Source organism: Pseudomonas sp. P4_B3 (genome assembly GCF_056402295.1).
On the sequence record NZ_JBFUHR010000015.1, the window covers coordinates 1 to 22,029 of the forward strand.

Genomic DNA, 22,029 nt, shown 5'->3' on the forward strand with positions numbered 1-22,029 from the left:
CAAAAAGATCGTCCGAACGCGGCCCGAACCTTCGGCAGCCCCTACAGATATTTCGTTATATGTGCTCCCCGGGATTGCGTGAAGAACCAATAATAAGCCGGGGGATGGAAACATCCCCCCCGACTTATATTCGGGAGGGTGCCATGGCAGCTGTTACCGATACGCTTAAGCTGTTTCTCTGCGGCGACGTCATGACCGCCCGCGGCATCGACGCAGTACTGCCGCATCCTGGCGATCCGCGGCTTTACGAAGCTTACGTCAAGAATGCCGGCGATTACGTCCGGCTGGCAGAACGAGTCAATGGTTCGATTCCCCGCCCAGTCGATTTCACCTATGTCTGGGGCGCTGCGCTGGATGAGTTCGAGCTTCGCCAGCCACACGCACGCATCATCAATCTGGAAACTGCGGTGTCCCGCCGCGGACGACCGGAGCCAAAGGGCATCAATTACCGCATGAGCCCGGAGAACTTCCCGGTCATTAGCGCAGCCGGCATCGACTGCTGCGTGCTGGCCAACAACCATGTGCTGGACTGGGGGGCTGCCGGCCTGGCCGATACGCTAGATACCCTGGCGAGCAATGGTATGTGCAGCGCCGGCGCCGGGCACAACCGGCAATCTGCCGAAGCGCCCGCCGTGTTGCTGCTGCCTGGCGGGCGGCGCTTGCTGGTGTTTGGCCTCGGCGCACCCGACAGCGGCATAGCGTCAGACTGGGCCGCCACGGATAAGCGCGCGGGCGTCGCGCGGCTGGAGGATCTGTCGATGCAAAGCCTGCGCCCTGTGGCCAAACGGATTCTCGAGGGCAAAAAACCGCGGGATCTGGTGGTCGCCTCCATTCACTGGGGCGACAACTGGGGGTTCGATATCCCGCGCGAGCAAGTCCGGTTCGCCCACGCCTTGATCGACGAGGCCGGAGTTGACGTGGTGCACGGGCATTCCTCACACCACGTCAAAGGCATCGAGGTGTACCGCGACCACCTGATTCTCTATGGCTGCGGTGATCTTCTGAACGATTACGAAGGCATCGAGGGCTACACAGCCTTTCGCGGCGACCTGGGGCTTCTATACTTTGCCTCGCTTGACCCGGGCGGGCACCTGCAGTCGCTGGACTTGATACCCACCCGCCTGTGTCGCTTTCGCATCTGTCGCGCCGAAGGGGATGACCGTCAATGGCTGCACGACACCCTTTCTCGCGAGTGCGCACGTTTGGGCAGCAGCATCCAGCCGGGTGCGAAAAATGCCTTTGAGTTGCGTTGGTGAGCCCCTTTGGCGGCTCGACACTCGATTGCTTCGGGCGGCGTTCCGACGATGGACTGAAGGACGGCGCGTTTATTCAGAAACACGCGTTATCGTTAACGTCTATCGCGAGCAGGCTCGCTCCCACAGGGGCGCAGCGTTTAGGTATTAAGCCCGAAGCCTTACATCGTCAGTTGCTGAAGGCTGCAGCAACGAGAACAGGTTCTTGGGATCCTGCAGCTGTGGTACCAGCTGAATGTCGCTGCCAATGTCGAGCGTTCGTGCAACATCCAGCACATAGCGCAAGGCGGAGTAGTCCTCGATGGCGAAGCCGACCGAGTCGAACAAGGTGACTTCCCCGGCATGCTGGCGACCTTGGGTCTGACCATTGATGACTTTCCAGAACTCGATAACCGGTGAGTCAACGGGCATCTGCTGTATTTCGCCTTCAATGCGGCTTTGCGGTTCGTACTCAACCATGACCCGCGCACGCTCGACGATGTCCCGGTGCAGTTCGGTCTTGCCTGGACAGTCGCCACCCACGGCGTTGAGGTGCATCCCGGGCTCGATCATCTCAGGGGTTAAAATAGTTGCGTAGGCCTTGTCGGCCGTGACCGTGGTCACGATATCGGCCCCCCTTACCGCTTGCGCGACGGTGTTGGCAACGGTCACCTGAATGGCGGGGTAGGCCCGCAGGTTGGCTACCAGCTTCGCCGTCGCGGCAGGATCGATGTCGTAGAGACTGATTTCAGTAATGCCTAGCAGTGTATGAAATGCCAGGGCCTGAAATTCGCTTTGTGAGCCATTGCCGATAAGTGCCATTCGGCGACTGTCCGGTCGGGCGAGGTAGCGGGCTGCGAGCGCAGATGTGGCAGCGGTGCGAATGGCGGTCGTCAGCGTCATTTCACTCAGTAACACAGGTTTGCCAGTATCGACGTCTCCCAGTGCACCAAAGGCCATGACCGTCAGCATGCCATTGTGGGTGTTCTTCGGATGTCCATTGACATACTTGAAGGCGTAGAGCGCTGCATCAGACACGGGCATCAGCTCGATGACGCCCTCGGGTGAGTGGTTCGCCAGGCGCGCGCATTTTTCGAAATCCGGCCAGCGTACGTAGTCTTGACGGATGTACTCGGCCATTTCGATCAGGCAACGAGGCAAGCCTTTTTCCTGGACGAGGCAGCTCAGATCATTGACGTCAATGTAACGGGTCATATTGGGTTCCTTTGGGCGATTTTTGGTGTGCCGGTCTGGACTATTGTCGAGGCAATTCAGAGAAGATTTCGGCCAATACTGACCGTGGATACAGCAAGAGAAGTCGAAAAACAGCGAGCGCACAGCGCAATCGGCGAAGTGACAGTCACCGCAGTATCGTCATGCAAATGAAGAAGGCCGCAAAGACAAGCACATTCCTGTGCCGCTCCCTTAAAGCGGGGACACAGTGACTTGCTGCGACGACAGCATCGGCTGTGAAAGCCATTCGTTCAGCACAGGCACGCTGTTTGAACCCGGGGTTACGACACCAGCACCGTCCCGGCAATTGGCATTCTGATGGTCCGTTTCAAGCGCTTGTCGTTCGCCGCTTGAGATGGAGTACAACTCCGACGACTGGCTGCTTCCAGTCGAAAACAACAACAAAAACGGCTGCGGTGAAGACCGCATCGACTCTCTGCCCCTGTCAAAAAAGTGTGGTCCGACGCAAGCGCCGGATCGCTATAAATCAAAATAATCCGGGACTCTAGAAGATGAACATCAAATGGCTGACTTTGCCGGCACTCGCGTTGCTCTGCTGCACCACGGGCGCCAGTGCCAAGGAATGGAAGGAGCTGCGATTTGGCGTCAACCCAAGCTACCCACCCTTTGAATCCACCACGGCCGATGGTGGGGTCCAGGGCTTCGGCGTGGATCTGGGCAATGCGATATGTGCCGAGCTGAAGCTGACCTGCGTGTGGGTCAGCAATGATTTCGACGGGCTGATTCCGGGGCTCAAGGCCGGTAAGTTCGATGCCATCGAATCGTCGATGACCGTTACCGACGCGCGCAAAAAACAGATCGACTTTACCGATCGCCTGTACGCCGGACCGACCGCCATCGTCACCCGCAAAGACTCCGGACTGCTGCCTACCGCCGAATCACTGCGTGGAAAAACCATCGGTTACATGCAGGGCACGATTCAGGAAACCTACGCCAAGGCCAAGCTGGGGCCGGGCGGGGTGAAACTGCGGGCCTATCAGAACCAGGATCAGGTCTACGCCGACCTGGTTTATGGCCGTCTCGATGCGTCGATCCAGGACAAGCTGCAAGCGCAGATGAGTTTCCTGACCTCGCCACAAGGTGCGGACTTCCAGAACAGTGAAGGCATCAGCGACCCGTTGGTACCGTCGGAAATCGCCATTGGTGTGCGCAAGGACAACGAAGAGCTCAAAGGCATGCTCAATGCCGCCATCAAGGCCCTGCACGACAAGGGCATCTACGCGCAGATCCAGCAGAAACACTTCGGTGACCTGGACCTCTACAACAACTGATCCTCGCGCCCCGGTCGCTGTGTCGCAGCGACCGGGGCGCATCAAGACAGGTGACTGGCGTGAATTCCTTCCTGAATATTCTGGGGCTCGACTTTTCGGCCCTGCAAGGCTATGGCCCTTTGTTGCTGCACGGCACCTGGGTCACCCTCAAACTGTCGGCGCTCGCGCTTCTGGTGAGCATGGCGCTGGGGCTGCTCGGCGCGGCGGCCAAGCTGTCGCCGCTGAAGCTGTTGAATCTACCGGCGACCTTTTACACGACGCTGATCCGTGGCGTGCCCGACCTGGTGCTGATGCTGCTGATTTTCTACAGCCTGCAAGGCTGGCTCAGCGCCCTGACCGAGGCCATGGGCTGGTCGTACATGGAAATCGACCCGTTCGTGGCCGGCATCATCACCCTTGGTTTCATCTACGGTGCGTATTTCACCGAGACCTTTCGCGGGGCGATTCTGAGTGTGCCGCGCGGGCAACAGGAAGCCGCGGCGTGCTTTGGCCTGAACCGCTGGCAGCGCTTTCGATTCGTGGTGTTCCCGCAAATGATGCGTTTCGCCTTGCCGAGCCTTGGCAACAACTGGCTGGTGCTGCTCAAGGCCACGGCGCTGGTATCGATCATTGGTTTGTCGGACCTGGTCAAAATCGCGCAGGAGGCCGGCAAAAGCACGTTCAACATGCTTGATTTCCTGCTGCTGGCCGCAGCGCTTTACCTGCTGATCACCAGCGCTTCGAACTACGTTTTGCGCGTGTTGGAACGGCGCTACAACCAGGGTGTACGGGGGATGGCGCGATGATCGAGTTGATTGCCGAATACTGGAAGCCCTTTCTGTTCAGCGACGGCGAGACCCTCACCGGGTTGGCCATGACCTTGTGGTTGCTGGTGGCGAGTATTGCCATGGGCTTTTTCCTGTCGTTGCCCCTGGCGATTTTGCGCGTCTCGCGCTTGGGCGTTTTGCGTTGGCCGGTTCAGTTGTTTACCTACATCTTTCGCGGCACGCCGTTGTATATCCAGTTGCTGATTTGCTACAGCGGGATCTACGGCATTGCTGTGGTCCGTTCGCAGCCATTGCTCGAAGCGTTTTTCCGCGACGCAATGAATTGCACTTTGCTGGCGTTCACCCTCAACACCTGCGCCTACACCGTGGAAATCTTCGCCGGAGCGATCCGCAGCATTCCCTACGGTGAAATCGAAGCGGCACATGCCTATGGCCTCAGTGGCTGGCGCCTGTACCTGCAACTGATCCTGCCTTCGGCGCTGCGCCGCGCGCTGCCGTACTACAGCAACGAAGTGATCCTGATGTTGCACGCGACTTCGGTGGCGTTCACCGCAACGATTCCGGACATCCTGAAAGTCGCCCGGGACGCCAACGCCGCGACTTTCATGACCTTTCAGGCCTTCGGTATCGCCGGTCTGCTGTACCTCGTGCTGTCGTTCGGGCTGGTCGGCGCGTTCCGCCTGGCGGAGAAGCGCTGGCTGAGCTTTCTCGGTCCGGCCCACTGATTTCCATCATTTATCCAGAGCGGCGCCGATAAGTGTGCCGCTCCAGGAGTATTCGCATGTACAAACTCACGGTTGAAAATCTGTATAAACGTTTTGGTGACAACGAAGTGCTCAAGGGCGTCTCGTTGAACGCGCGGGCAGGGGACGTGGTGAGCATGATCGGCGCCAGCGGTTCGGGTAAAAGCACCATGCTGCGCTGCATCAACTTTCTGGAACGGGCCGACGAAGGCGCTATTGCTCTGGATGGCGAGCGAGTCCTCACCCGTCAGGGCGTCGGTGGCATGCGTGTCGCCAACCCGAAGCAGTTGCAGCGCTTGCGCACGCGATTGGCGATGGTGTTCCAGCATTTCAATCTGTGGAGCCACCTGACCGTGCTGGAAAACATCGTACTGGCGCCGTGTCGAGTCCTGGGTATGAGTCGCAAGGCCGCCGAAGAGAGCGCACGGGCGTATCTGGACAAGGTCGGCTTGCCGCAACGGGTGGCCGATCAGTACCCGGCGTTTCTGTCGGGCGGGCAGCAGCAACGGGTGGCGATTGCCCGTGCCCTGGCGGTGGAACCGGAAATCCTGTTGTTCGACGAGCCAACCTCGGCGCTCGACCCGGAACTGGTGGGTGAAGTGTTGAAGGTGATTCAGGCGCTGGCCGAAGAAGGCCGGACCATGTTGATGGTGACCCACGAAATGGGGTTTGCCCGGCAGGTCTCAAGCCAAGTGTTGTTCTTGCATCAGGGGCGGGTCGAAGAGCAGGGCGATGCTACGATACTCGACCGGCCAAACAGTGAACGTTTGCAGCAATTTCTATCGGGTCGTTTGAAGTGAGGCAAGGCGTACATGGCGGATATCCGCGATCTGTCGATCGTGCTTGATCGTATCGATCAGGCAATCATTGAAGTGTTGCGCCACGAAGGGCGCATCACCTACCAAAAGCTGTCCGAGCGCGTGCACCTGACCCCCAGGCCTTGTCTGGAACGGGTACGCAAGCTGGAACAGCTTGGGGTCATTCGCGGCTATGGCGCGATTCTCGATGAGAAGAAACTGACGCCGGGCTTGTCGTTGCTAGTGCTGGTGGCGTTGTCGAACCAAAGCGGACGCGCGGCGCAAAAGGCCTTCGAAGCCAAGGTTCGGGCCTGCCCGCAGGTGCTGGAATGTCGCCTGATCAGTGGCGCGTTCGACTACAGCCTGCGCATGCGCTGCCGTGACATGGAGCATTACCGGGTGTTGACCGAGGTCTGGTTTGACGACCCGGATTTGCACATCGACAAACTGGTCAGCCACCCGGAGCTGGCGATGGTCAAGACCACCATGGAGTAAGATCAAAAGATCGTCCGAACGCGGCCCGAGCCTGCGGCAGCTCCTACAAGGATACGCATTCCAAAGTAGGAGCTGCCGCAGGCTGCGATCTTTTGCTTTCCGGCCCTCACCGAATCGGCTGGGCAACCAGCAATCTTCAGCCGTTTTCATCAGCGCAAAAGCCTTTATCAACCGGGTTTTTCCCACCTCGAAACAGACAATGAGCCTCTCTCGACCCTCATTGAGTCTGTGCCCATGCAAACCACCAATACGGTATTAATGATTCGCCCGACACGTTTTTCCTTCAATCAGGACACGGCGGCGAACAACCGTTTCCAGCGTCCGGCAACCGTTGCCGAAGACGTACAACTCAAGGCCCTGGCCGAGTTCGATGGCTATGTTGACGCGTTGCGTCGGCACGACGTTGAAGTCCTGGTGCACAACGATCGCGAAGCGCCGCATACCCCGGACTCGATCTTCCCCAACAACTGGTGGAGCAGCCACCCGGATGGCACCTTGGTCCTGTATCCGATGCAGGGCCACAACCGGCGTCTGGAGCGGGACAAAGGTGTACTCGACGGGTTGCTGGGTGAATACCGGGTCGAGCAGTTGCTGGACCTGTCCAGCCTCGAAGAGCAGGAGGTTTTCCTCGAGGGCACGGGCAGCATGGTCCTGGATCGGCAACAGCGGATCTGCTACGCCGGTTATTCCACGCGCACCCACGCACGGGCCCTGGATCAGTTGGTCACCCATCTGGGCTATGAACTGTGTGCGTTCAACGCGGTGGACCGCCAGGGCGTGGCGATTTATCACACCAACGTCATGATGAGTGTCGGCACCCGTGTGGCGGTGGTTTGCCTGGCGTCCGTGCCCCATCCGGGCGAAAGTGCGGCGCTGCGTAACCGACTCGAAACCAGCGGTAAACAGGTCATCGCCTTGAACTGGGCGCAGCTGGAGTCCTTTGCCGGCAACATGCTGGAAGTGCACAACGCAGCGGGCGAGCCGTTGCTGGTGATGTCGCGCACAGCCTGGCAATCGCTGGACGCCGATCAGCGTCGCTTGATCGAAGCTCACACCACGCCGTTGCCGGTGAACATCGACACCATCGAGCGCATCGGTGGCGGCAGCGCGCGCTGCATGCTGGCCGAGGTGTTTCTGCCCAGGCATTCGTCCAGCCAGGAACAAGTGCGATGATCGTCCGCCAGAGTTTCGCCGGCGCTTCGGTGACCAGGTCATTGCGCAAATGCGCGATTACTCGGACGAAGAGGGGGTTTCACCGTTCTGAGAAGCTCTGGGACGGCACTCTTGTTTGATCCATAACCGTCAGTTTGCCGATTGCCGGATCATTGCGGCAGTGGCGCGAGTTGCAGTCGGTACGCTGATTGTCGACGCTCAAGTCGCCAAGGCGTTGGACTTGAGTGCGGGGGGAGCGCGGTGAATGGAGCTTGCGCCGGCTGGACTTCGGGCGGCTCTGGATATGATAAACCGGCTTAGCCGCATAGCCTGAACCGCCGTATACGGACCCGTACGTACGGTGTGAGAGGACGGCGGATGCAAATCCGCCTCCTGCTCGATTTCTACACGGGGCACCTGTTTGCCACTGCCCAACGATTGCTTGTGGCCGACTTCTGCCTTCCACGACCGGCTGAAACCGACCCATTGCAGACGCTCAAGCGACAGAACACAGATTTACTTTTTTCACTTTCACGCTTTGTCTTTCACTCAGAAAAGTGGAGGCAAGCCGGTACGGGGCACGCCACAATTCATGCTGACTAAAGAACAGCGTCACACGGTCGGAACTGTTCCACCATCAATCACATATTCGGCGCCAGTAATGGAGCTCGCAAGCGGCGAGACAAGGAATGCGATGAGATCAGCGACTTCCTTTGGCCTGGCGGGGCGTCCGATCGGGATACCTCCCAGCGAGCCCATCACGATTTGGCGGCCACCCTCATAATCGGTGCCGTTCTGCCTCGCGATTTCCTTCACAAAGGCGACTGAGGCCTCCGTCTCCACCCATCCCGGTGACACCCGGACCACACGCACGCCCTTGGGGCTGACCTCTTTGGAAAGACCCTTGCTGTAGTTCGAAAGCGCGGCCTTGGCAGCGGCATACGCCAGGGTGGATTCAGGTAGCGGCAGCTGGTTCTGGATAGAAGTGACATGGATGATGACGCCCGAACCCTGCTTGAGCAGCATGGGCAGTAGTGCTCGGTCGAGGCGAACTGCCGAGAGCAGGTTCAGGTCCAGAGCCCGCTGCCATTCCTGGTCATCGAGCATCGCGTAGCCACCGGCGGGAGCCGATGATCCACCTGCGACATGAACGATGATATCGAGCCCGCCGAGACGATCATGGACGGCATCAATGACGCTGGCACATCCCTCGCTGGTGGTGATGTCCGCCGAGACGAAGATGTTCTCGGGCAGGTGCTCGGGACGCGAACGCGCCGCTACCAGGACTTTTACGCCAGCCTCGCGTAAGCGGCTGACGACGGCTTCTCCAATGCCCTTGGTTCCTCCGGTGACCAATGCCTGGCGGCCTTCGAGTTCCAGTGCGATGCTCATCAGCGGATCTCCAAGGATGCGATCTTGCTGTCGTCGAGTACAAAGGTGTAGGTGAGCTCGACGGGGCTACCAGGAAAGTTTCCGCTTAGCCGAGCGAGCAGGGTGACGGTCAGTCCTTTCTGCGAGCTACTCAATGGCTCGATGCTGTATTGATACTTGGCCTGCGAGGCTTGCTTCCAGGCTTTGATAGCCTCCAGTCCCTTGTAGGTGTGGCCTTCGTCGCGCACGGTGGCGTCTGTGGCGAAGCAGCGCTCCAGTATCTCGATGTCGGTATTTTTTTCGGCTGCAAGGTAGCTGGCGATTGATTCAGGCAATTCGATTTTCATGGCGTATTTCCTCGCTGATGTGAGGATGGTTTCACCCACATGCTCGCTGTAGGCTTACCAAATGGCAAGAACCCACGAAAAAGTAAGTTAGGTAAATATGAGAGAGATTTATACCCCGTCGACCGCGGCCTGCAGCGTGGAAGCAGTGCTCCGGCAACTCGAAGGCCGCTGGAAATTGGTGATCCTGTTCCACCTCTTCGGTGGCCAGGTGCAACGCTTTTCCGAGCTGGAAAAGCTAATCCCCGAGATATCCCAGAAGATGCTCGCTCAGCAGTTACGCCAGTTGGAAGCGGATGGCATCGTGCATCGCACCGCCTATCCGCAAGTACCGCCTAAAGTGGAATATCGCATGACAGAGTGGGGCCAGGCGCTGTGTCCGGCATTGGATGCACTATTGCAATGGGCGGAACTTAGGGAGACGCTCAATCCAGATGCTTGAGCCCCCGAGGTTTCGCAGCCTCACATGAGAGGCTGCTATTGGCCGAGGCTGTGTAAAAACGTTTTTGATCGTAATAGGTGGCTGGATTCGACACAAAAATTGCGCTCCTACGCAAATTTCAGGTCTGCTGAGTTGCCGAGTGCCAGCAATCCTAGAGCTCCACTTTGTTGTTCGCGGACTGCGTCAAAAACTCGGTGATCAGTGACGTAACCTGCTGTTGGATTACCTCGCGCGGGCGAGCATTGTCGCCATCCCCGCAAATGATGCCATCGCCAGGAATGTCCTCTTCGAGCAATGCCACTGCACCTGGTTTGCAAATCGGCAAGAAGCTGAAATGGCTGGCGTCACTGATCTCGATATAGCGGCTGGACGCTTGGGGCAGGCGTGTGGCCAGGTTGGCGGACTCCAACTGAGCAGGCAGTTCCACCGACGGTGCGCCGGCAGCGATAACTAGCACCGGCACCGGCAGTGCCGCAAGGCTCTCATCGGTCATCCCGCGAGAGAGTCCCAGGTCCAAAGAAACCACAGCGGTGACGCGTTGATCGCGCAAATCGCCGGCCAGACCAGCCTTTAATGCCGGAGTACTCTCAGGGTTGATCTTTTGATAATTTGTGCAGCTGGATAACTGCGGATGGAGTTTGCAGTCACGGGCAAACAGGGCCGGGTCGAAACGAGCACCGGCGATCTCCATTGCAGTCCAGCCGCCGAGTGAATGGCCCACTACAGCAATTTGACGCTTTGCGACCACGCCAAATTTTTCAGGTTGAGTGGTGACCGCCTCAATGGCCCGATGCAGGTCAATGGGCCGCTGCCATAACTGCGCCGCCGCTTGCGGGCTGCGATCATGGGTCGTGGTGCCGGGGTGGTTGACCGCTGCGACAATGTAACCCTTATGGGCCAATGCACTCGCCAACCAGTTCTGATTGTTCCAATTGCCTCTGAATCCATGGGAGAGCACCACCAATGGGTGCTCGCCAGCAGAGGGTGGCGCGTTGCGAACCGCAGAAGCACCGACAAACGCCACATCGTCGCCGATCAACTGTGGGGTGACGGTCGTTGTACTGGGATACCAGACGACCATCTCCAGCGGTCGCTCATTGTGTGGGTCCGGCAGGGTGGAGGATTGGAAGCCGACAGAGTTGACGTCAGCGAGAGCGCTGGTCGTCAGACAGGTTAAAAGCAGGGCGCCGAGAGCTGTTTTCAATGGGGTTGTCTTCCTTGATTTAGATAGGGGTTCAGAACCTGAAACCCACTGATAGCGTGCATCACATCTCGCAAATTATAGAAAGCCAGCGCCGTGAGCAGGTGAATCTGCACCGACATTAAAGCCGATACTCCGACTGACATGCATAGTTTTCGTTATCTGCATTGACCGGTCAGCAGCCGGGCTTTCGGGGCAAGTCCGAAGGGCCGCTATTGGCCGATTCTGTTGAAAAAGTCGACCATGGTTTCCGCAGCAGAAAAGTATGCGTCCGAGATTGAAATCTTTACTTTCGGCAGAGGCTTCCGGACTCAGATTTCACATAGCAGTGTGCAAAAAAGGCGTTTTAACCAGTCAATGACCAGGCTGTTTGGGCGAACCGACTTTTTCAACAGAATCGGCCGTTAACTGCCTGCTAAGAACTGCCATAAGCGCCCCATTCATGGCTTGAAGGTCGCCTGTTGCTCACGGCCCCAGGGCCTGATCCGCGCTTTTTCACCCCACCTGCCACTTTCGCCACAATCGGCGTGGATCTAAAGTCAGGGGCGCACCTTCCGGGGACTTCCAGTCATGTACAGCTCGCTTGCCATACCGAGCACCGCTCGCCAATTGCATGACCGGATCTATGCTGGCGAGATCATTCGCTTCACTGACCTGCAGCCCATGACGGCGCTGGTGGAATATACGCGTGCGTTCCTCGAAGACGCGCTGCATCCCTGGTCGCCGCAACAGATCCATCGCTATTTGAGCCACCCTGAACAGACTGAGCGCTTTGCGAAAATTCAGAACGACTTCGCAGGCTCGGCTGAGGTCCAGCAGCGCTGGCAGGACGTCGTGCAAAGCCTTGGCATCGCTCCCGATACCCTGGCGTGCGATCGCCTGCATTTGCGTTTTCAGCCGCATTGCGAGCCAGGGCAGTCGATACCGCGTGCCCGCACGACGGCCACCATCGCGTTTCACCGCGATACCTGGGGGTCGAATATCTATGCACAAACCAACTGGTGGGCGCCCATCTATCCCATCGCGGCAGGGCGTACCGTCGCCTTGTATCCAGGCCTTTGGCAGCGACCGCTGGGTAATTCGAGCGCAGATTTCGATATGCGCACCATTTTGCAGCGATCCCATCGAGACGGCCGCAATGCCGTGGATGCCGACGAAGCCATTCCGCATCTGCTGGAAGCGATCGACCCGCGGGAGGGGATTGCCGTCGATATCGCTCCGGGGAGCCTGATCGCCTTTTCCGGGGCTCATGCCCATACCGGCGTCGGCAATAGCACCGGGCTGACACGCATCTCTTTCGAGACCCGATCAATACTGATCGCCGACCTGTTGGCCGGATTGGGAGCGCCCAATGTCGATGGTCACGCGCCGTGGAAGACTATTGGACTGTTTCGCCGAATGAACGATGCACAACGCCTGAACGAGATCCTTGGCTGCGGCTTTATCGAGCCCTATCTGCGGCCAGCAGAGCCCTAACGCTGGCGCCGGTAAGCACCGAGATGAGCCTTCACGTGCTGGCCTACAACCTCAAACGAATGATGAGCATCTTCGGCATCGCAGGACTGCTTGAGGCGATCAGGGCGTAAATCCGGCCGCTTGTTCGCCCGTGAGTAGCCGTTTGGGCCGCTGACGCGGCCCAAACGGCATTACGAACATCTATGTAGCTGACCAAGGTAATTCGCGCTTCCACCCCGCTGATTCCACAGGCAACCCTCGCGACTCTCAGCCTTCAACGCATTCARCGTGTTTTCACACAGCCTGGACCCAAAGCAGCCCTTCCCTTGATGTATGTTTGTTGTCGCCATATGTTATTGGCATTCATGGAGGATTCTGACTGATGGCACGAGTGGGATTGATACTGACACCCGGTTTTGCGGACTGGGAATATGCTTTCATTGCTGGAACTGCGTCCCCGTTTTACGGGATCGACGTCAGGTTTTTCGCTTCTGCTACGGGGCAGTTCCGCTCGCAGGGTGGGTTGGCTGTAACTGTCGATAGCAGTTTGCAACAATGTCTGGACTGGAAACCGGACGTTGTCGTCGTCATTGGAGGAATGGTCTGGGAACGTGCAGAAGCACCGGATATTCGAGACTTTCTTCATGCTAGTCGTTCAAGTGGAGCGACAATTGCCGGTATCTGTGGGGGAACGCTGGCACTTGCGAGGGCCGGGCTTCTCGACACGGTTCCTCATACCTCGAACAGCGCTGACTTCTTACAAAAAAATGCCGTAGGTTATGAAGGGCGCACGCTTTATCGAAGCAGTCCAGTAGCTGTGGTTGCAGACCGCATCATAACTGCTCCAGGCCCAGCACCCGTTAGCTTCACCTGCGCAGTGTTCGAAGGTGCCGGGCTATCTTCAGAGATCATTTCTCAGTTCAGGTCAATGTTGGCAGCGGAACATCGGTGACCACGTCGTCCTGCAAAACAGCCGATCAGGTGATGTGTTCGAGTGGCTGCTTTTGGCCGATTCTGTTGAAAAAGTCGGCCATGGTTTGCGCATCGGAAAAGTACGCGTCCGAGATTGAAATCTTTACTTTTGGCAGAGGCTTCCGGACTCGGATTTCACGTAGCAGTGTGCAAAAAAGGCGTTTTAACCAGTCAATGACCAGGCTGTTTGGGCGAACCGACTTTTTCAACAGAATCGGCCGATTTCTGCCTGTGGCGACCGGCTGAAAACGACCCAGCAGCCTGTCAGCATAGGCAGAAATCGGCCAATAGCGATCTAAAGTTTCTGGAACCTCAACCATAATCTGCCAATCGATCTAATACGAAAGGGGAGAAGTTAGATGGTGATTTATGACGGCGGCCGATTGCTTCCTGAGCGTGGGGCTAACGTCAGTCAGTGCGGTGCGTTTCAATGGCTGATCACAATAGGCACGATCGATTGTCTGGCCCGAGTGTCCGCTAGTCTTTCTTAGTGACCTGTAAGCCACTTTCGGTATTCGCGATCAATCCATTGAGCTGAATAACTGCTTTGAGTTTTTCGCGTTACACACCGCATCTGCTTCCGCTCGCGTTGGAAATGAAAGGGGAAGGCGACACTTTTCCTTGTTGTCGTAGATGTTGAAGCCAGAAGACACTGTGCTGGAATAGAAACGGGCACCGTTACGTACTGACCCTGTCTCAGTAGGTATCACTGGAATGACATCAACCAAGCGATACCCGCTTAACCAAAATTGGCATGAGGAGAAGCTTGCCCACCTAGGCACGTACTTAACGCGATGCATTCGTCAGGCGAATATGACGTGTGCGTATTGTCGATTTCCATTCATAATACCCATACATCAATATCTCCCCATCCACACCGAAACACGAGAGGTTACGGTCATGTTTGGGAAGATCTCGATTCTTGCAACTGTTCCAATGGGCCTGGCTCTGATTGCCGGCGCCTTGATTCCTTTACAAGCCTCCAGCAATGGCGCCCTTGGCCGCGAGCTCGGTCATCCACTCTGGGCTGCCCTTACTTCGCTGATCGTCAGCTCAGCTGTGCTGATCGCCACCATCGTGGTTCTTCGCATACCGCAGCCAAACATTGCGGGAGCGTTGCAGGGGCCTTGGTGGCTCTGGATAGGCGGATTCAGCGGGGCCATTTACGTCGCAATGGCCACCTTCCTGCCCCCAAAGCTTGGCGCTTCGAACTACATCTTGTTCGTGATGGTGGGTCAGGTCATAGCCGCGATGCTAATCGATCACTTTGGCCTCCTCGGCCTGACCGCGAAGCCAATCAACTTGGTTCGGGTTGCAGGGATGCTGATCATCTTCTTCGGATTGATCGTGGTTCAAGTGGGCTCAAACAAAGAGCCCGCTAATTCCGGAAAGTTGATTCAGACCGCAACGGTCAACGCGAACCTCAAATAAACCAGAGCCTCCCTTTCGGCTGGTGGTCGCTCTTGGTAGCCAGCCCTTTTTATTCAGGTCGACCCTCTAGTCGAACCAACGCACGCGGCTTGTGTGCGAATAGCCGAGAAATCTTTCTCGGCTGACATGAGGTGCATATGAACGGAAGTTCAGCACTATATTTTCGTAGAAAGATCGGAGTGTTATTTATGAATATCGTGAAACTGCAATTCAGTGATGGCCGTCCGAACGCTGTTGGCCTTGAAGAAGTAAACGCCGTGCTTCGGAGCGTAGGTGTTCGTGCAAGCACCGTGAGCATTCCGGACGCAGCCAAACCCATTTTGAAAGCATCGCAGTCCCGCACTGTCACCGAGGCCGAGCAAGAAGAACTGATCAGGCTCTTCAGCCTGAACCGCGCAGAGTTGCTTGAGCAGATCGAACTGGCTGGGCGTGTGCCCGAGACGCCACGTGGCGGCCTTCTTTCCACCCATCAGCCTGGCGTTGCCCCCTATCCCAAGGTCTATGACATGCTGGCCATCCCTGACGAACACCGTGCCGGCGTTCTGGAGAGCTTCGGTCGCTTCCACGTCAACATGGCCGAGAACGGTGTAGGTATCGATGAAGTGATGACCGTCGTATCGGGCGGCCCCTTCACCTGGATGTTCGTGCTGCCCGAAGGAGTTGTAGTACGGCTCACCGTTGGCCCAGCCAGTGAGGAAACAGCGATTCGCTTGAGTTATCCAGGCATGGGCATTCACGCCGGATACATGGATGCGAAACAGGGCTTGATCGTGGCATATGCTCACGGCCCCGAAGAGTTCGTAGTCCACTACGATGAGCCTACTGCGCCCCATGCGTATCTGTTGAACACCAATCCCTGGGTGGACTTCTCAGGCGACATGCCAACTCTGTTCGACAAGATTCACTAAGTCTAACGCTCACGAGCCTCCGTACCATTTGGCAACGGAGGTTCGCTTTCTGCCTCAGGAGACGATTGAATGTCTATTTTCAAAGTTCAGCACATCGACCACGTTGTCCTGCGAGTTGAGGACATGGAGCGGAGTGTCGATTTCTATACCCAGGTTCTCGGATGCTCAATTAAGAAGCGCAATGACCAGTACGCCATGATCCACCTTAAAGCGGGAAGCTCGATGATCGATCTGGTGGACGTTAATGGCCCCTTGGGTGCCATGGGCGGCGGGGCGCCAGGGAAAGAACGACGTAATGTCGATCATTTCTGCCTTCGAGTCGAACCCTTCGATGAGCAGGCGATCCTTGCCCACTTGCAAGCTTTTGACATCGTTGCTGATAAGGCGGTGACTAGGTACGGGGCCGAAGGCGTTGGTCTATCGATTTACTGCTTCGATCCTGACGGTAATCAGGTTGAGCTCAAAGGCCCCGCTGAGTCGGGAGCTGCTTAAGTCAAGATTCAGGTGCTCTGGCTGCACTTCAAGATTGCTTCCCTGATCCACCTGTTGGCAGGGTCTGCGTCTTTACGGGCATGCCATGCTTGTTGATAGGACAGGACGGGAAGATCTAGAGGAGCATCGAACGTTCGGAGTGTTGGATATCTGTCGAGCCCACTGACGGCCCAGCTCGCAACGGTCAGGATAAGGTCTGTGCCGGCAATGAGTTCGATTGCGGCGCTCCAATGAGGAAGTGCCACAGCGATTCTTCGACGCAGTCCCATGCTTGCCAGCACTCTTTCGATCTCGTCATTCGCATCAGGCCGAAGGGCAAGCATCACATGCGGACGCTCCAGCCATTCCTCTAGCGTCAGGCAGCCACATTCCGGTAGGGCGCTTTCGTCGGCGAGGCTGACAAAATGCTCCGGGAAAAGCTCCTGCACATGGATGCCATCCGGATACTCCGGAAAGATACCAAGCGCCACATCGAGCTCACCATCAGCTAATTGGGCCATCATGGTTTCACGACTCGCTTGGCTGACAGCCAGATCCACTCCAGGCGCTACATTGCGAACATGCCGTACCAAGCCAGGCAGTACCCGGCGAGTGGCATAGTCGGACAGCGATAGCCGGAACCGTGCTTGAGAGCTGCTGGGGTCGAAGTCAGAAGCCCCCAGCAAGTCATTGAGGTGCCTTAACGCCTGTTCAAGAGGCCCTAGCAAGCTTTGAGCTCTGGCGGTGAGCACCAATTGCCCTTCGCGACGAATCAGCAATTGATCGTCAAAGTGCGCTCGAAGTTGAGCCAGGGCATGGCTGACAGCTGGCTGGCTTTTATGCAGTCGAACCGATGCCCGAGTCACGTGCCGCTCCAACAACAATGCATGAAGGGTCAGCAATAGATTTAGGTCGATTCTTCGTAGCTCTTCCAGCATGGGCTCGAATCTGTCAGGTGCGTCAGGACAGCGTACCAAACTGTCGTAAGCGATGACAGATCACTCTACAGGAGCAGGGTGACTACTCCCGGAGCATTACCGCAATTTCAGGAGCTAGTACCAATGCGCCCTTGTGGCGGGAAACGACAGGTGTCTTACCCGGACGGTTACAGCGCTGCTTGCTGCTGTTAACGAATATCAGCGCCAAGCTCTCGGCGGGTCCGCACTTCAGCTGCATTGAGCGCCCCCAGAGAGGTAGAGGCAGTACTCGACCGTGGATTCAGCCGGTGGATGCAACACACTGGATTCTGTGTAAACAGGAGTGTTACATCGACTGGTTGAATCCACATCCCATACGGACGCTCACACTCGAAGTCAGCGGGTTGAAGCCGTCATGCTGTCGTATGATCCGACTCCCTACGAAAAGCAATTTACACCTGAGGCGTAACAGGTAGTCGCGATTGCGCAATCAACCACTCGATGAAATTGCTCACTTCCTCACGATCGCGATTACCTTCGCTGCACACGCAGTAATAGTTCTGCAAAGCTGGCACGGCAAGGGCGAGAGGCTGTACCAGTCGGCCTTCATCCAGATCGCGGGCGGACACAACCTCGTCGCTGAGTGCCACGCCGTACCCATCGCGAGCAGCTTGCAGAACCATGCCGAAATCATCGAAGTAAATATCCGAGTCACTCGATTGTCCAAAGCGTGCCTCGGACAGCCAGCGTCGCCACTGGGCGCCATCGTCTTCATGAAGCAATCGATAATGAGCCAGGTCGGACACGCTTCGAATGGCCTTGGGGCCGCGCAATAGTTGGGGGCTACATACGGGTGTCATGCGGATGCCGTGCAGTAATCGCCACCAGAAGCCAGGCCAGGGAGGGACGCCGTAAATCACGGCCAGATCGGCTCGTCGCCAATCAACTGTATTGAAGTAACTTGCGGTGATGACATTCAACTTGATGTGCGGATTGTCATCCATGAACGCGAAAAGCCGCGTGGCAAGCCAAGTGACGCCATGCACGCTGGGAATAGAAAGCGTCAGTTCGATTTTCTGCCGTTCTCCCTCATGTTCACTGGACAGCTGTCGCACCCCATCCTGGATTTCGCAAATCGCGTTGGCTACCCGATGTTGCAAGAGACGGCCATTGTCGGTCAGGACCAGTCGTCGACCTTGCTTCTCGAATAACTCCTTACCCAGCCCACTTTGCAGAACCCGAAGCTGCTGACTGATTGCGCCCGTGGTGACATGTAACTCCACCGCCGCCGCGGCAATATTCCCCAGTCGTGCGACACATTCGAATACCCGAAAACTATGGAGAGGTGGGAGCGCCATTGCCGTGCCTATATTTCAGTTTTTCTAAAGAATAACCCTATAAAAAGTTTAGCTTGTTTGCCCTCTTTGTCGCCAGCACCATTGCCCTGCGTTACCGCATTCCTCCTCTAAACCACTAAAACAACAAGAGAAATGTCATGAGACAAGTAGCCGCAATTTTTCTGGGTTTGGGTATGGCCAGCAGCTTGGCCGTTGCAGCTGATCTGAGCAGCACGAAACCTTCGTTCGCTCAGGGCGACACATTAAAAGTCTGTACGGCCGGCGAGTTTCCACCGATGGAGTTCTACGCCAAGCCCGGCGACACCCAGATGGTTGGTTTTGAGGTGGATGTCATGGCTGCGCTGGCCAAACACTGGGGCGTAAAACTCCAGTTGGTTGTGGGCGATTTCAAAGGTCTGTTGCCGTCTCTCGACTCAGAACGTTGTGATGTCGTTGCCAGCGGCATGACCCTTACCAGCGAACGTTTGAAGCGCTACGACGGTGTTGGCTACTTCAAATCGTCCAAGGTCATGGTGACGTCGGCACGGGATGAGCAAACCCGCAAACCGGAAGATCTGAGCGGCAAGGTGATCGCTATCGAGGCGGGCACCACCTACGAGGACACGGTAAAGGCTCTCAACAAACAGCTGGTAGAAAACGGTCGCAAGCCCATCAGCATGCAGACGTACCCGTCGGCTTCGGCGGTCATCCAGCAGGTTCTCGTAGGGCGAGCAACAGCGACGATCACCCAGGATACAACGGCGGCTTATCGCAGTACCCAGGTACCTGGGCAACTACAGATTACCTACACCTATCCAGACGCTGACCTGTTTGGACTATACCTGCGCAAGAACACTGCCGATTTGCAACAACTCAACAATGCGCTGGGTGCCTTGCAGCAAAGTGGTGAACTGAAAACGCTGCTCGCCAAGTGGAATCTGCCAACCCAGTCGACAGACGTCCAATTGGCTCAGCAGTAAGGGTGAGCGTCATGGTGTTTGATTCTTCGTTATTCCTGGACGCCGTATTCGGCTGGCCGCTGGCTAAAGGGGCGCTGCTGACCCTTGTGTTGTCGGTTGGCGTGATGGCGTTGTCGATGGGTGTTTCGCTGTTCACCGGCTCCTGTGCAACTTCGTCGCGGAGCGGCGTGCGCTGGTCGATGGCCAGTTATGTGTGGTTGTTCCGTGGTGCTCCGGCGTTGCTGGTCTTGCTGTTTATCTGGAATGGGCTACCGCAACTGTTCCCCAGTTTTCGTGGTGGCTGGTTCACGCCTTTTCTGGCGGCATTCATTGCTCTGACGCTGATACAGATCGCCTATCTGACCGAGATATTTCGCAGTGCATTTGCTGCGGTGAGCAGCGGCCAGCGCGAAGGCGCAGCGGCATTGGGCCTGCATCGATGGCAAGTGTTCATGCTGGTGGTGTTGCCGCAAGCCTTACGTATTGCGCTACCCGCTTTGGTTAACGAGTTCATCTCGCTGCTCAAGGCGACTTCCCTGGCGACCATCATCTCTTTGAATGAATTGATGACCACCACCCAGTTTGCAATTGCCACGAGTTTTCAGTTCCTGGAGTGGTACAGCGCTGCGTTGGTTTACTACATGTTGCTGGTCTCGGTATTGACGGGCCTGCAGATGCGCGTCGAGCGCGTTCTTTCCAATGGCTACCGCTAAGGGCGGTTTTTCGGGCAAAACAGGAGACACCATGAAACTGTCCATTGATACGCCAGTCGCGCTTGCCAAGACTCAGCCAACTGCGGTGGAAATTCGGGGGCTTGGCAAATGGTACGGGACGTTCCAAGTACTGAAAAATGTTGATCTGGATGTCCAGCAGGGCGAACGGGTGGTCATATGCGGGCCCTCCGGTTCCGGCAAGTCCAGCCTGATTCGCTGCATCAATCGCCTGGAGGAACACCAGGAAGGACGCATCGTCGTCGACGGCGTGGAACTTACCGGCCAGCTCAAACGCATCGACCGGGTGCGTAGTGAAGTGGGTATGGTGTTTCAGCATTTCAATCTATTTCCTCACCTCACTATTCTTGAAAACTGCACCCTGGCTCCACGTTGGGTACGCAAAATGCCTCGTCGAGAAGCAGAGGAACTGGCCATGCATTACCTGGAGCGGGTACGCATCCCGGACAAAGCCCACTGCTATCCCGCCAAACTGTCGGGAGGCCAACAGCAGCGAGTTGCCATTGCACGAGCCTTGTGCATGAACCCCCGAGTGATGCTGTTCGATGAACCAACCTCAGCGCTGGACCCGGAGATGATCAAAGAGGTGCTCGACACCATGGTTCAACTGGCGGAAGAGGGGATGACCATGGTGTGTGTTACCCACGAAATGGGCTTTGCTCGCAAGGTGGCTGACAAAGTTGTCTTCATGGATGCAGGTCAAATCGTCGAGTGTGGTTCGCCTGATCAAATATTTACCCAGCCGAGCCACGAACGAACCCAGCGCTTTCTTGGCCAGCTTCTGCATTGAGGTGCTCCATGAGGGATGAATGGTACGAAAGGCAGGACCTGGGCGATGGCATCACGTGCTTGAGCGAGCCTTATGTGCACCGCTACTTTGCCGCCAACCTCTTTCACGTGCGAGGGCGCGATGCCGATCTGGTGATTGATTTCGGCATGGGGTTGGTTCCGTTACGGCCAGCCCTGGCTCTAGAAGAAGGTAAGCGGCTTATTGCGGTGGCGACCCATATTCATGCCGACCATGTCGGCGGTTTCCATGAGTTCGAAACACGACTCGGGCACCCAGCTGAGGCGGAAGATTTTGCCCGCATGGTTGATCAGGACACCTTGGCTCATGTGTTTCGCAGCTTGCCGGGCGCAGTGACGCAATCACCTTGCCTGAACTGGTCGCCGGAGCACTACTGCATCAGGCCGGCTCCATTGACCCAGACCGTAGAGGAGGGAGACATCATCGATCTGGGAGACAAACAGCTACGGGTACTTCATTTACCCGGTCACTCTCATGGCTCCATCGGCCTACTCGACGAATCTGCAGGTGTGCTTTTCAGTGGTGATGTCATCTACATCGGTGGATTGGTCGATAACCTGCCCTGCTCGAACCAGGCTCTTTACCGTCAGACGATGCAACGCTTGATCGATCTGGAGGTGCAGTGCATTCACGGAGGACATGGCGCAGTCATGTCCTCCGAGCAGATGAAGGCTATTGCGAGGCAATATCTTCACGGCACATCAGCCAAGGCAACGATCTGATCGGGCGGGTTATCGAATAGAGTGTTATATCCGTCTGGAGCATCGTTTCACCGTAAACGATTGCCCACTTTTGGCCATTGCTGCCGTTCATGAAGGGCAGCTTCTGGCCGATTATCGCCTGTTGCGATGGGCTGAAACCGACCCATAACTGCCTGTCGCAGTAGCCAGAAATTAACCGCCCGGATCTATACCCAGGTGCAGACGGATTCTAGATTGCTTGTATCCCCCCAGGGGGGATAAGATTCGCGT

Annotated in this window: 25 protein-coding genes; 18 read left to right on the forward strand and 7 right to left on the reverse strand. The window is 56.8% G+C overall.

Features of this window, described 5'->3' with window-relative positions:
• Positions 1 to 143 precede the first annotated feature (143 nt).
• A complete protein-coding gene (locus tag AC1DWG_RS18255) occupies positions 144 to 1,256 on the forward strand; it encodes a CapA family protein (RefSeq protein WP_477765068.1) in 1,113 nt (370 codons plus the stop codon).
• A gap of 144 nt (positions 1,257 to 1,400) precedes the next feature.
• On the opposite strand, the gene AC1DWG_RS18260 is transcribed toward AC1DWG_RS18255, so the two are convergent.
• Positions 1,401 to 2,447 (reverse strand): ornithine cyclodeaminase, encoded by a 1,047-nt coding sequence (locus AC1DWG_RS18260; protein ID WP_477765067.1) that lies wholly within the window; start codon positions 2,445 to 2,447, stop codon positions 1,401 to 1,403.
• Positions 2,448 to 2,977: 530 nt separating this feature from the next.
• Here AC1DWG_RS18260 and AC1DWG_RS18265 point away from each other — a divergent pair.
• The 7 genes from AC1DWG_RS18265 to AC1DWG_RS18295 all read left to right on the forward strand — a co-directional run bounded on the left by AC1DWG_RS18265 (position 2,978) and on the right by AC1DWG_RS18295 (position 7,976).
• Positions 2,978 to 3,757: a transporter substrate-binding domain-containing protein gene (locus tag AC1DWG_RS18265; protein ID WP_477788124.1), complete on the forward strand. Its 780-nt coding sequence runs from the start codon at positions 2,978 to 2,980 to the stop codon at positions 3,755 to 3,757.
• Between the two features lie 59 nt (positions 3,758 to 3,816).
• Positions 3,817 to 4,542 carry an ABC transporter permease gene (locus AC1DWG_RS18270; protein WP_477765065.1) on the forward strand — a complete coding sequence of 242 codons (726 nt, stop codon included), beginning with the start codon at positions 3,817 to 3,819 and terminating at the stop codon, positions 4,540 to 4,542.
• The gene (locus tag AC1DWG_RS18275) at positions 4,539 to 5,249 is read left to right on the forward strand and encodes an ABC transporter permease (protein WP_477765064.1); all 711 of its coding nucleotides are present in this window, start codon (positions 4,539 to 4,541) and stop codon (positions 5,247 to 5,249) included. The genes AC1DWG_RS18270 and AC1DWG_RS18275 overlap by 4 nt, the downstream gene beginning before the upstream one ends.
• A gap of 56 nt (positions 5,250 to 5,305) precedes the next feature.
• Positions 5,306 to 6,067, forward strand: a complete 762-nt coding sequence (locus AC1DWG_RS18280) for an ABC transporter ATP-binding protein (protein ID WP_007986657.1) — start codon at positions 5,306 to 5,308, stop codon at positions 6,065 to 6,067.
• 12 nt (positions 6,068 to 6,079) lie between these two features.
• Positions 6,080 to 6,559: an Lrp/AsnC family transcriptional regulator gene (locus tag AC1DWG_RS18285; protein ID WP_007974731.1), complete on the forward strand. Its 480-nt coding sequence runs from the start codon at positions 6,080 to 6,082 to the stop codon at positions 6,557 to 6,559.
• A gap of 234 nt (positions 6,560 to 6,793) precedes the next feature.
• Complete coding sequence (gene ctlX / locus AC1DWG_RS18290; RefSeq protein WP_477788125.1) at positions 6,794 to 7,732, forward strand: citrulline utilization hydrolase CtlX; 939 nt, start codon at positions 6,794 to 6,796, stop codon at positions 7,730 to 7,732.
• Positions 7,733 to 7,847: 115 nt separating this feature from the next.
• Positions 7,848 to 7,976, forward strand: coding sequence for a hypothetical protein (locus tag AC1DWG_RS18295; protein ID WP_477788126.1), 129 nt, complete (start codon positions 7,848 to 7,850; stop codon positions 7,974 to 7,976).
• Between the two features lie 347 nt (positions 7,977 to 8,323).
• Here AC1DWG_RS18295 and AC1DWG_RS18300 read toward each other — a convergent pair whose 3' ends face one another.
• Both AC1DWG_RS18300 and AC1DWG_RS18305 read right to left on the reverse strand, forming a co-directional pair.
• The gene (locus tag AC1DWG_RS18300) at positions 8,324 to 9,103 is read right to left on the reverse strand and encodes an SDR family oxidoreductase (RefSeq protein ID WP_477788127.1); all 780 of its coding nucleotides are present in this window, start codon (positions 9,101 to 9,103) and stop codon (positions 8,324 to 8,326) included.
• The gene (locus AC1DWG_RS18305) at positions 9,103 to 9,429 is read right to left on the reverse strand and encodes a nuclear transport factor 2 family protein (protein ID WP_477788128.1); all 327 of its coding nucleotides are present in this window, start codon (positions 9,427 to 9,429) and stop codon (positions 9,103 to 9,105) included. Before AC1DWG_RS18305 ends, AC1DWG_RS18300 begins: the two co-directional genes overlap by 1 nt.
• Positions 9,430 to 9,526: 97 nt before the next feature.
• Between AC1DWG_RS18305 and AC1DWG_RS18310 the strand changes: the two genes are divergently transcribed.
• Complete coding sequence (locus tag AC1DWG_RS18310) at positions 9,527 to 9,868, forward strand: winged helix-turn-helix transcriptional regulator (RefSeq protein WP_401116737.1); 342 nt, start codon at positions 9,527 to 9,529, stop codon at positions 9,866 to 9,868.
• A 151-nt stretch (positions 9,869 to 10,019) separates the two neighbouring features.
• Here the strand turns inward: AC1DWG_RS18310 and AC1DWG_RS18315 are convergent, their stop codons facing one another.
• Positions 10,020 to 11,072, reverse strand: a complete 1,053-nt coding sequence (locus tag AC1DWG_RS18315) for an alpha/beta hydrolase family protein (RefSeq protein ID WP_477765059.1) — start codon at positions 11,070 to 11,072, stop codon at positions 10,020 to 10,022.
• Between the two features lie 567 nt (positions 11,073 to 11,639).
• On the opposite strand from AC1DWG_RS18315, the gene AC1DWG_RS18320 reads away from it, so the two are divergent.
• On the forward strand, positions 11,640 to 12,545 hold the full coding sequence (locus AC1DWG_RS18320) for a hypothetical protein (protein ID WP_477765058.1): 906 nt from the start codon (positions 11,640 to 11,642) through the stop codon (positions 12,543 to 12,545).
• 361 nt (positions 12,546 to 12,906) lie between these two features.
• Positions 12,907 to 13,476, forward strand: coding sequence for a DJ-1/PfpI family protein (locus tag AC1DWG_RS18325; protein WP_477765057.1), 570 nt, complete (start codon positions 12,907 to 12,909; stop codon positions 13,474 to 13,476).
• A gap of 25 nt (positions 13,477 to 13,501) precedes the next feature.
• On the opposite strand, the gene AC1DWG_RS18330 is transcribed toward AC1DWG_RS18325, so the two are convergent.
• Positions 13,502 to 13,816, reverse strand: coding sequence for a hypothetical protein (locus AC1DWG_RS18330; protein ID WP_477765056.1), 315 nt, complete (start codon positions 13,814 to 13,816; stop codon positions 13,502 to 13,504).
• A gap of 580 nt (positions 13,817 to 14,396) precedes the next feature.
• Between AC1DWG_RS18330 and AC1DWG_RS18335 the strand changes: the two genes are divergently transcribed.
• From AC1DWG_RS18335 to AC1DWG_RS18345, 3 genes are all read left to right on the forward strand, one after another.
• Positions 14,397 to 14,927: a DMT family transporter gene (locus tag AC1DWG_RS18335; protein ID WP_477788129.1), complete on the forward strand. Its 531-nt coding sequence runs from the start codon at positions 14,397 to 14,399 to the stop codon at positions 14,925 to 14,927.
• Between the two features lie 188 nt (positions 14,928 to 15,115).
• Positions 15,116 to 15,835, forward strand: a complete 720-nt coding sequence (locus AC1DWG_RS18340; RefSeq protein WP_477755685.1) for a hypothetical protein — start codon at positions 15,116 to 15,118, stop codon at positions 15,833 to 15,835.
• Positions 15,836 to 15,904: 69 nt separating this feature from the next.
• Entirely contained in the window at positions 15,905 to 16,327 is a 423-nt protein-coding gene (locus AC1DWG_RS18345) for a VOC family protein (RefSeq protein ID WP_477765054.1), read from the forward strand.
• Between the two features lie 8 nt (positions 16,328 to 16,335).
• Here AC1DWG_RS18345 and AC1DWG_RS18350 read toward each other — a convergent pair whose 3' ends face one another.
• On the reverse strand, positions 16,336 to 17,241 hold the full coding sequence (locus AC1DWG_RS18350; RefSeq protein ID WP_477755691.1) for a LysR family transcriptional regulator: 906 nt from the start codon (positions 17,239 to 17,241) through the stop codon (positions 16,336 to 16,338).
• A gap of 434 nt (positions 17,242 to 17,675) precedes the next feature.
• On the reverse strand, positions 17,676 to 18,581 hold the full coding sequence (locus tag AC1DWG_RS18355) for a LysR substrate-binding domain-containing protein (protein WP_477760236.1): 906 nt from the start codon (positions 18,579 to 18,581) through the stop codon (positions 17,676 to 17,678).
• A gap of 137 nt (positions 18,582 to 18,718) precedes the next feature.
• On the opposite strand from AC1DWG_RS18355, the gene AC1DWG_RS18360 reads away from it, so the two are divergent.
• From AC1DWG_RS18360 to AC1DWG_RS18375, 4 genes are read left to right on the forward strand one after another with little or no spacing between them, the layout of a single operon-like run.
• On the forward strand, positions 18,719 to 19,540 hold the full coding sequence (locus AC1DWG_RS18360) for an ABC transporter substrate-binding protein (protein WP_477756179.1): 822 nt from the start codon (positions 18,719 to 18,721) through the stop codon (positions 19,538 to 19,540).
• An 11-nt stretch (positions 19,541 to 19,551) separates the two neighbouring features.
• Positions 19,552 to 20,232 (forward strand): amino acid ABC transporter permease, encoded by a 681-nt coding sequence (locus AC1DWG_RS18365; RefSeq protein ID WP_477788130.1) that lies wholly within the window; start codon positions 19,552 to 19,554, stop codon positions 20,230 to 20,232.
• Positions 20,233 to 20,263: 31 nt separating this feature from the next.
• On the forward strand, positions 20,264 to 21,040 hold the full coding sequence (locus AC1DWG_RS18370; RefSeq protein ID WP_477788131.1) for an amino acid ABC transporter ATP-binding protein: 777 nt from the start codon (positions 20,264 to 20,266) through the stop codon (positions 21,038 to 21,040).
• A gap of 8 nt (positions 21,041 to 21,048) precedes the next feature.
• Complete coding sequence (locus AC1DWG_RS18375; RefSeq protein ID WP_477756176.1) at positions 21,049 to 21,780, forward strand: MBL fold metallo-hydrolase; 732 nt, start codon at positions 21,049 to 21,051, stop codon at positions 21,778 to 21,780.
• Positions 21,781 to 22,029 lie beyond the last annotated feature (249 nt).

Excerpts from the sequence above, each read along its gene's own strand:
- AC1DWG_RS18255 (WP_477765068.1), top strand. The coding sequence starts at position 144 with ATGGCAGCTGTTACCGATACGCTTAAGCTGTTTCTCTGCGGCGACGTC.
- AC1DWG_RS18260 (WP_477765067.1), bottom strand. The coding sequence starts at position 2,447 with ATGACCCGTTACATTGACGTCAATGATCTGAGCTGCCTCGTCCAGGAA.
- AC1DWG_RS18265 (WP_477788124.1), top strand. The coding sequence starts at position 2,978 with ATGAACATCAAATGGCTGACTTTGCCGGCACTCGCGTTGCTCTGCTGC.
- AC1DWG_RS18275 (WP_477765064.1), top strand. The coding sequence starts at position 4,539 with ATGATCGAGTTGATTGCCGAATACTGGAAGCCCTTTCTGTTCAGCGAC.
- AC1DWG_RS18280 (WP_007986657.1), top strand. The coding sequence starts at position 5,306 with ATGTACAAACTCACGGTTGAAAATCTGTATAAACGTTTTGGTGACAAC.
- AC1DWG_RS18285 (WP_007974731.1), top strand. The coding sequence starts at position 6,080 with ATGGCGGATATCCGCGATCTGTCGATCGTGCTTGATCGTATCGATCAG.
- ctlX (WP_477788125.1), top strand. The coding sequence starts at position 6,794 with ATGCAAACCACCAATACGGTATTAATGATTCGCCCGACACGTTTTTCC.
- AC1DWG_RS18300 (WP_477788127.1), bottom strand. The coding sequence starts at position 9,103 with ATGAGCATCGCACTGGAACTCGAAGGCCGCCAGGCATTGGTCACCGGA.
- AC1DWG_RS18305 (WP_477788128.1), bottom strand. The coding sequence starts at position 9,429 with ATGAAAATCGAATTGCCTGAATCAATCGCCAGCTACCTTGCAGCCGAA.
- AC1DWG_RS18310 (WP_401116737.1), top strand. The coding sequence starts at position 9,527 with ATGAGAGAGATTTATACCCCGTCGACCGCGGCCTGCAGCGTGGAAGCA.
- AC1DWG_RS18320 (WP_477765058.1), top strand. The coding sequence starts at position 11,640 with ATGTACAGCTCGCTTGCCATACCGAGCACCGCTCGCCAATTGCATGAC.
- AC1DWG_RS18325 (WP_477765057.1), top strand. The coding sequence starts at position 12,907 with ATGGCACGAGTGGGATTGATACTGACACCCGGTTTTGCGGACTGGGAA.
- AC1DWG_RS18330 (WP_477765056.1), bottom strand. The coding sequence starts at position 13,816 with ATGGTTGAGGTTCCAGAAACTTTAGATCGCTATTGGCCGATTTCTGCC.
- AC1DWG_RS18335 (WP_477788129.1), top strand. The coding sequence starts at position 14,397 with ATGTTTGGGAAGATCTCGATTCTTGCAACTGTTCCAATGGGCCTGGCT.
- AC1DWG_RS18340 (WP_477755685.1), top strand. The coding sequence starts at position 15,116 with ATGAATATCGTGAAACTGCAATTCAGTGATGGCCGTCCGAACGCTGTT.
- AC1DWG_RS18345 (WP_477765054.1), top strand. The coding sequence starts at position 15,905 with ATGTCTATTTTCAAAGTTCAGCACATCGACCACGTTGTCCTGCGAGTT.
- AC1DWG_RS18355 (WP_477760236.1), bottom strand. The coding sequence starts at position 18,581 with ATGGCGCTCCCACCTCTCCATAGTTTTCGGGTATTCGAATGTGTCGCA.
- AC1DWG_RS18360 (WP_477756179.1), top strand. The coding sequence starts at position 18,719 with ATGAGACAAGTAGCCGCAATTTTTCTGGGTTTGGGTATGGCCAGCAGC.
- AC1DWG_RS18365 (WP_477788130.1), top strand. The coding sequence starts at position 19,552 with ATGGTGTTTGATTCTTCGTTATTCCTGGACGCCGTATTCGGCTGGCCG.
- AC1DWG_RS18370 (WP_477788131.1), top strand. The coding sequence starts at position 20,264 with ATGAAACTGTCCATTGATACGCCAGTCGCGCTTGCCAAGACTCAGCCA.
- AC1DWG_RS18375 (WP_477756176.1), top strand. The coding sequence starts at position 21,049 with ATGAGGGATGAATGGTACGAAAGGCAGGACCTGGGCGATGGCATCACG.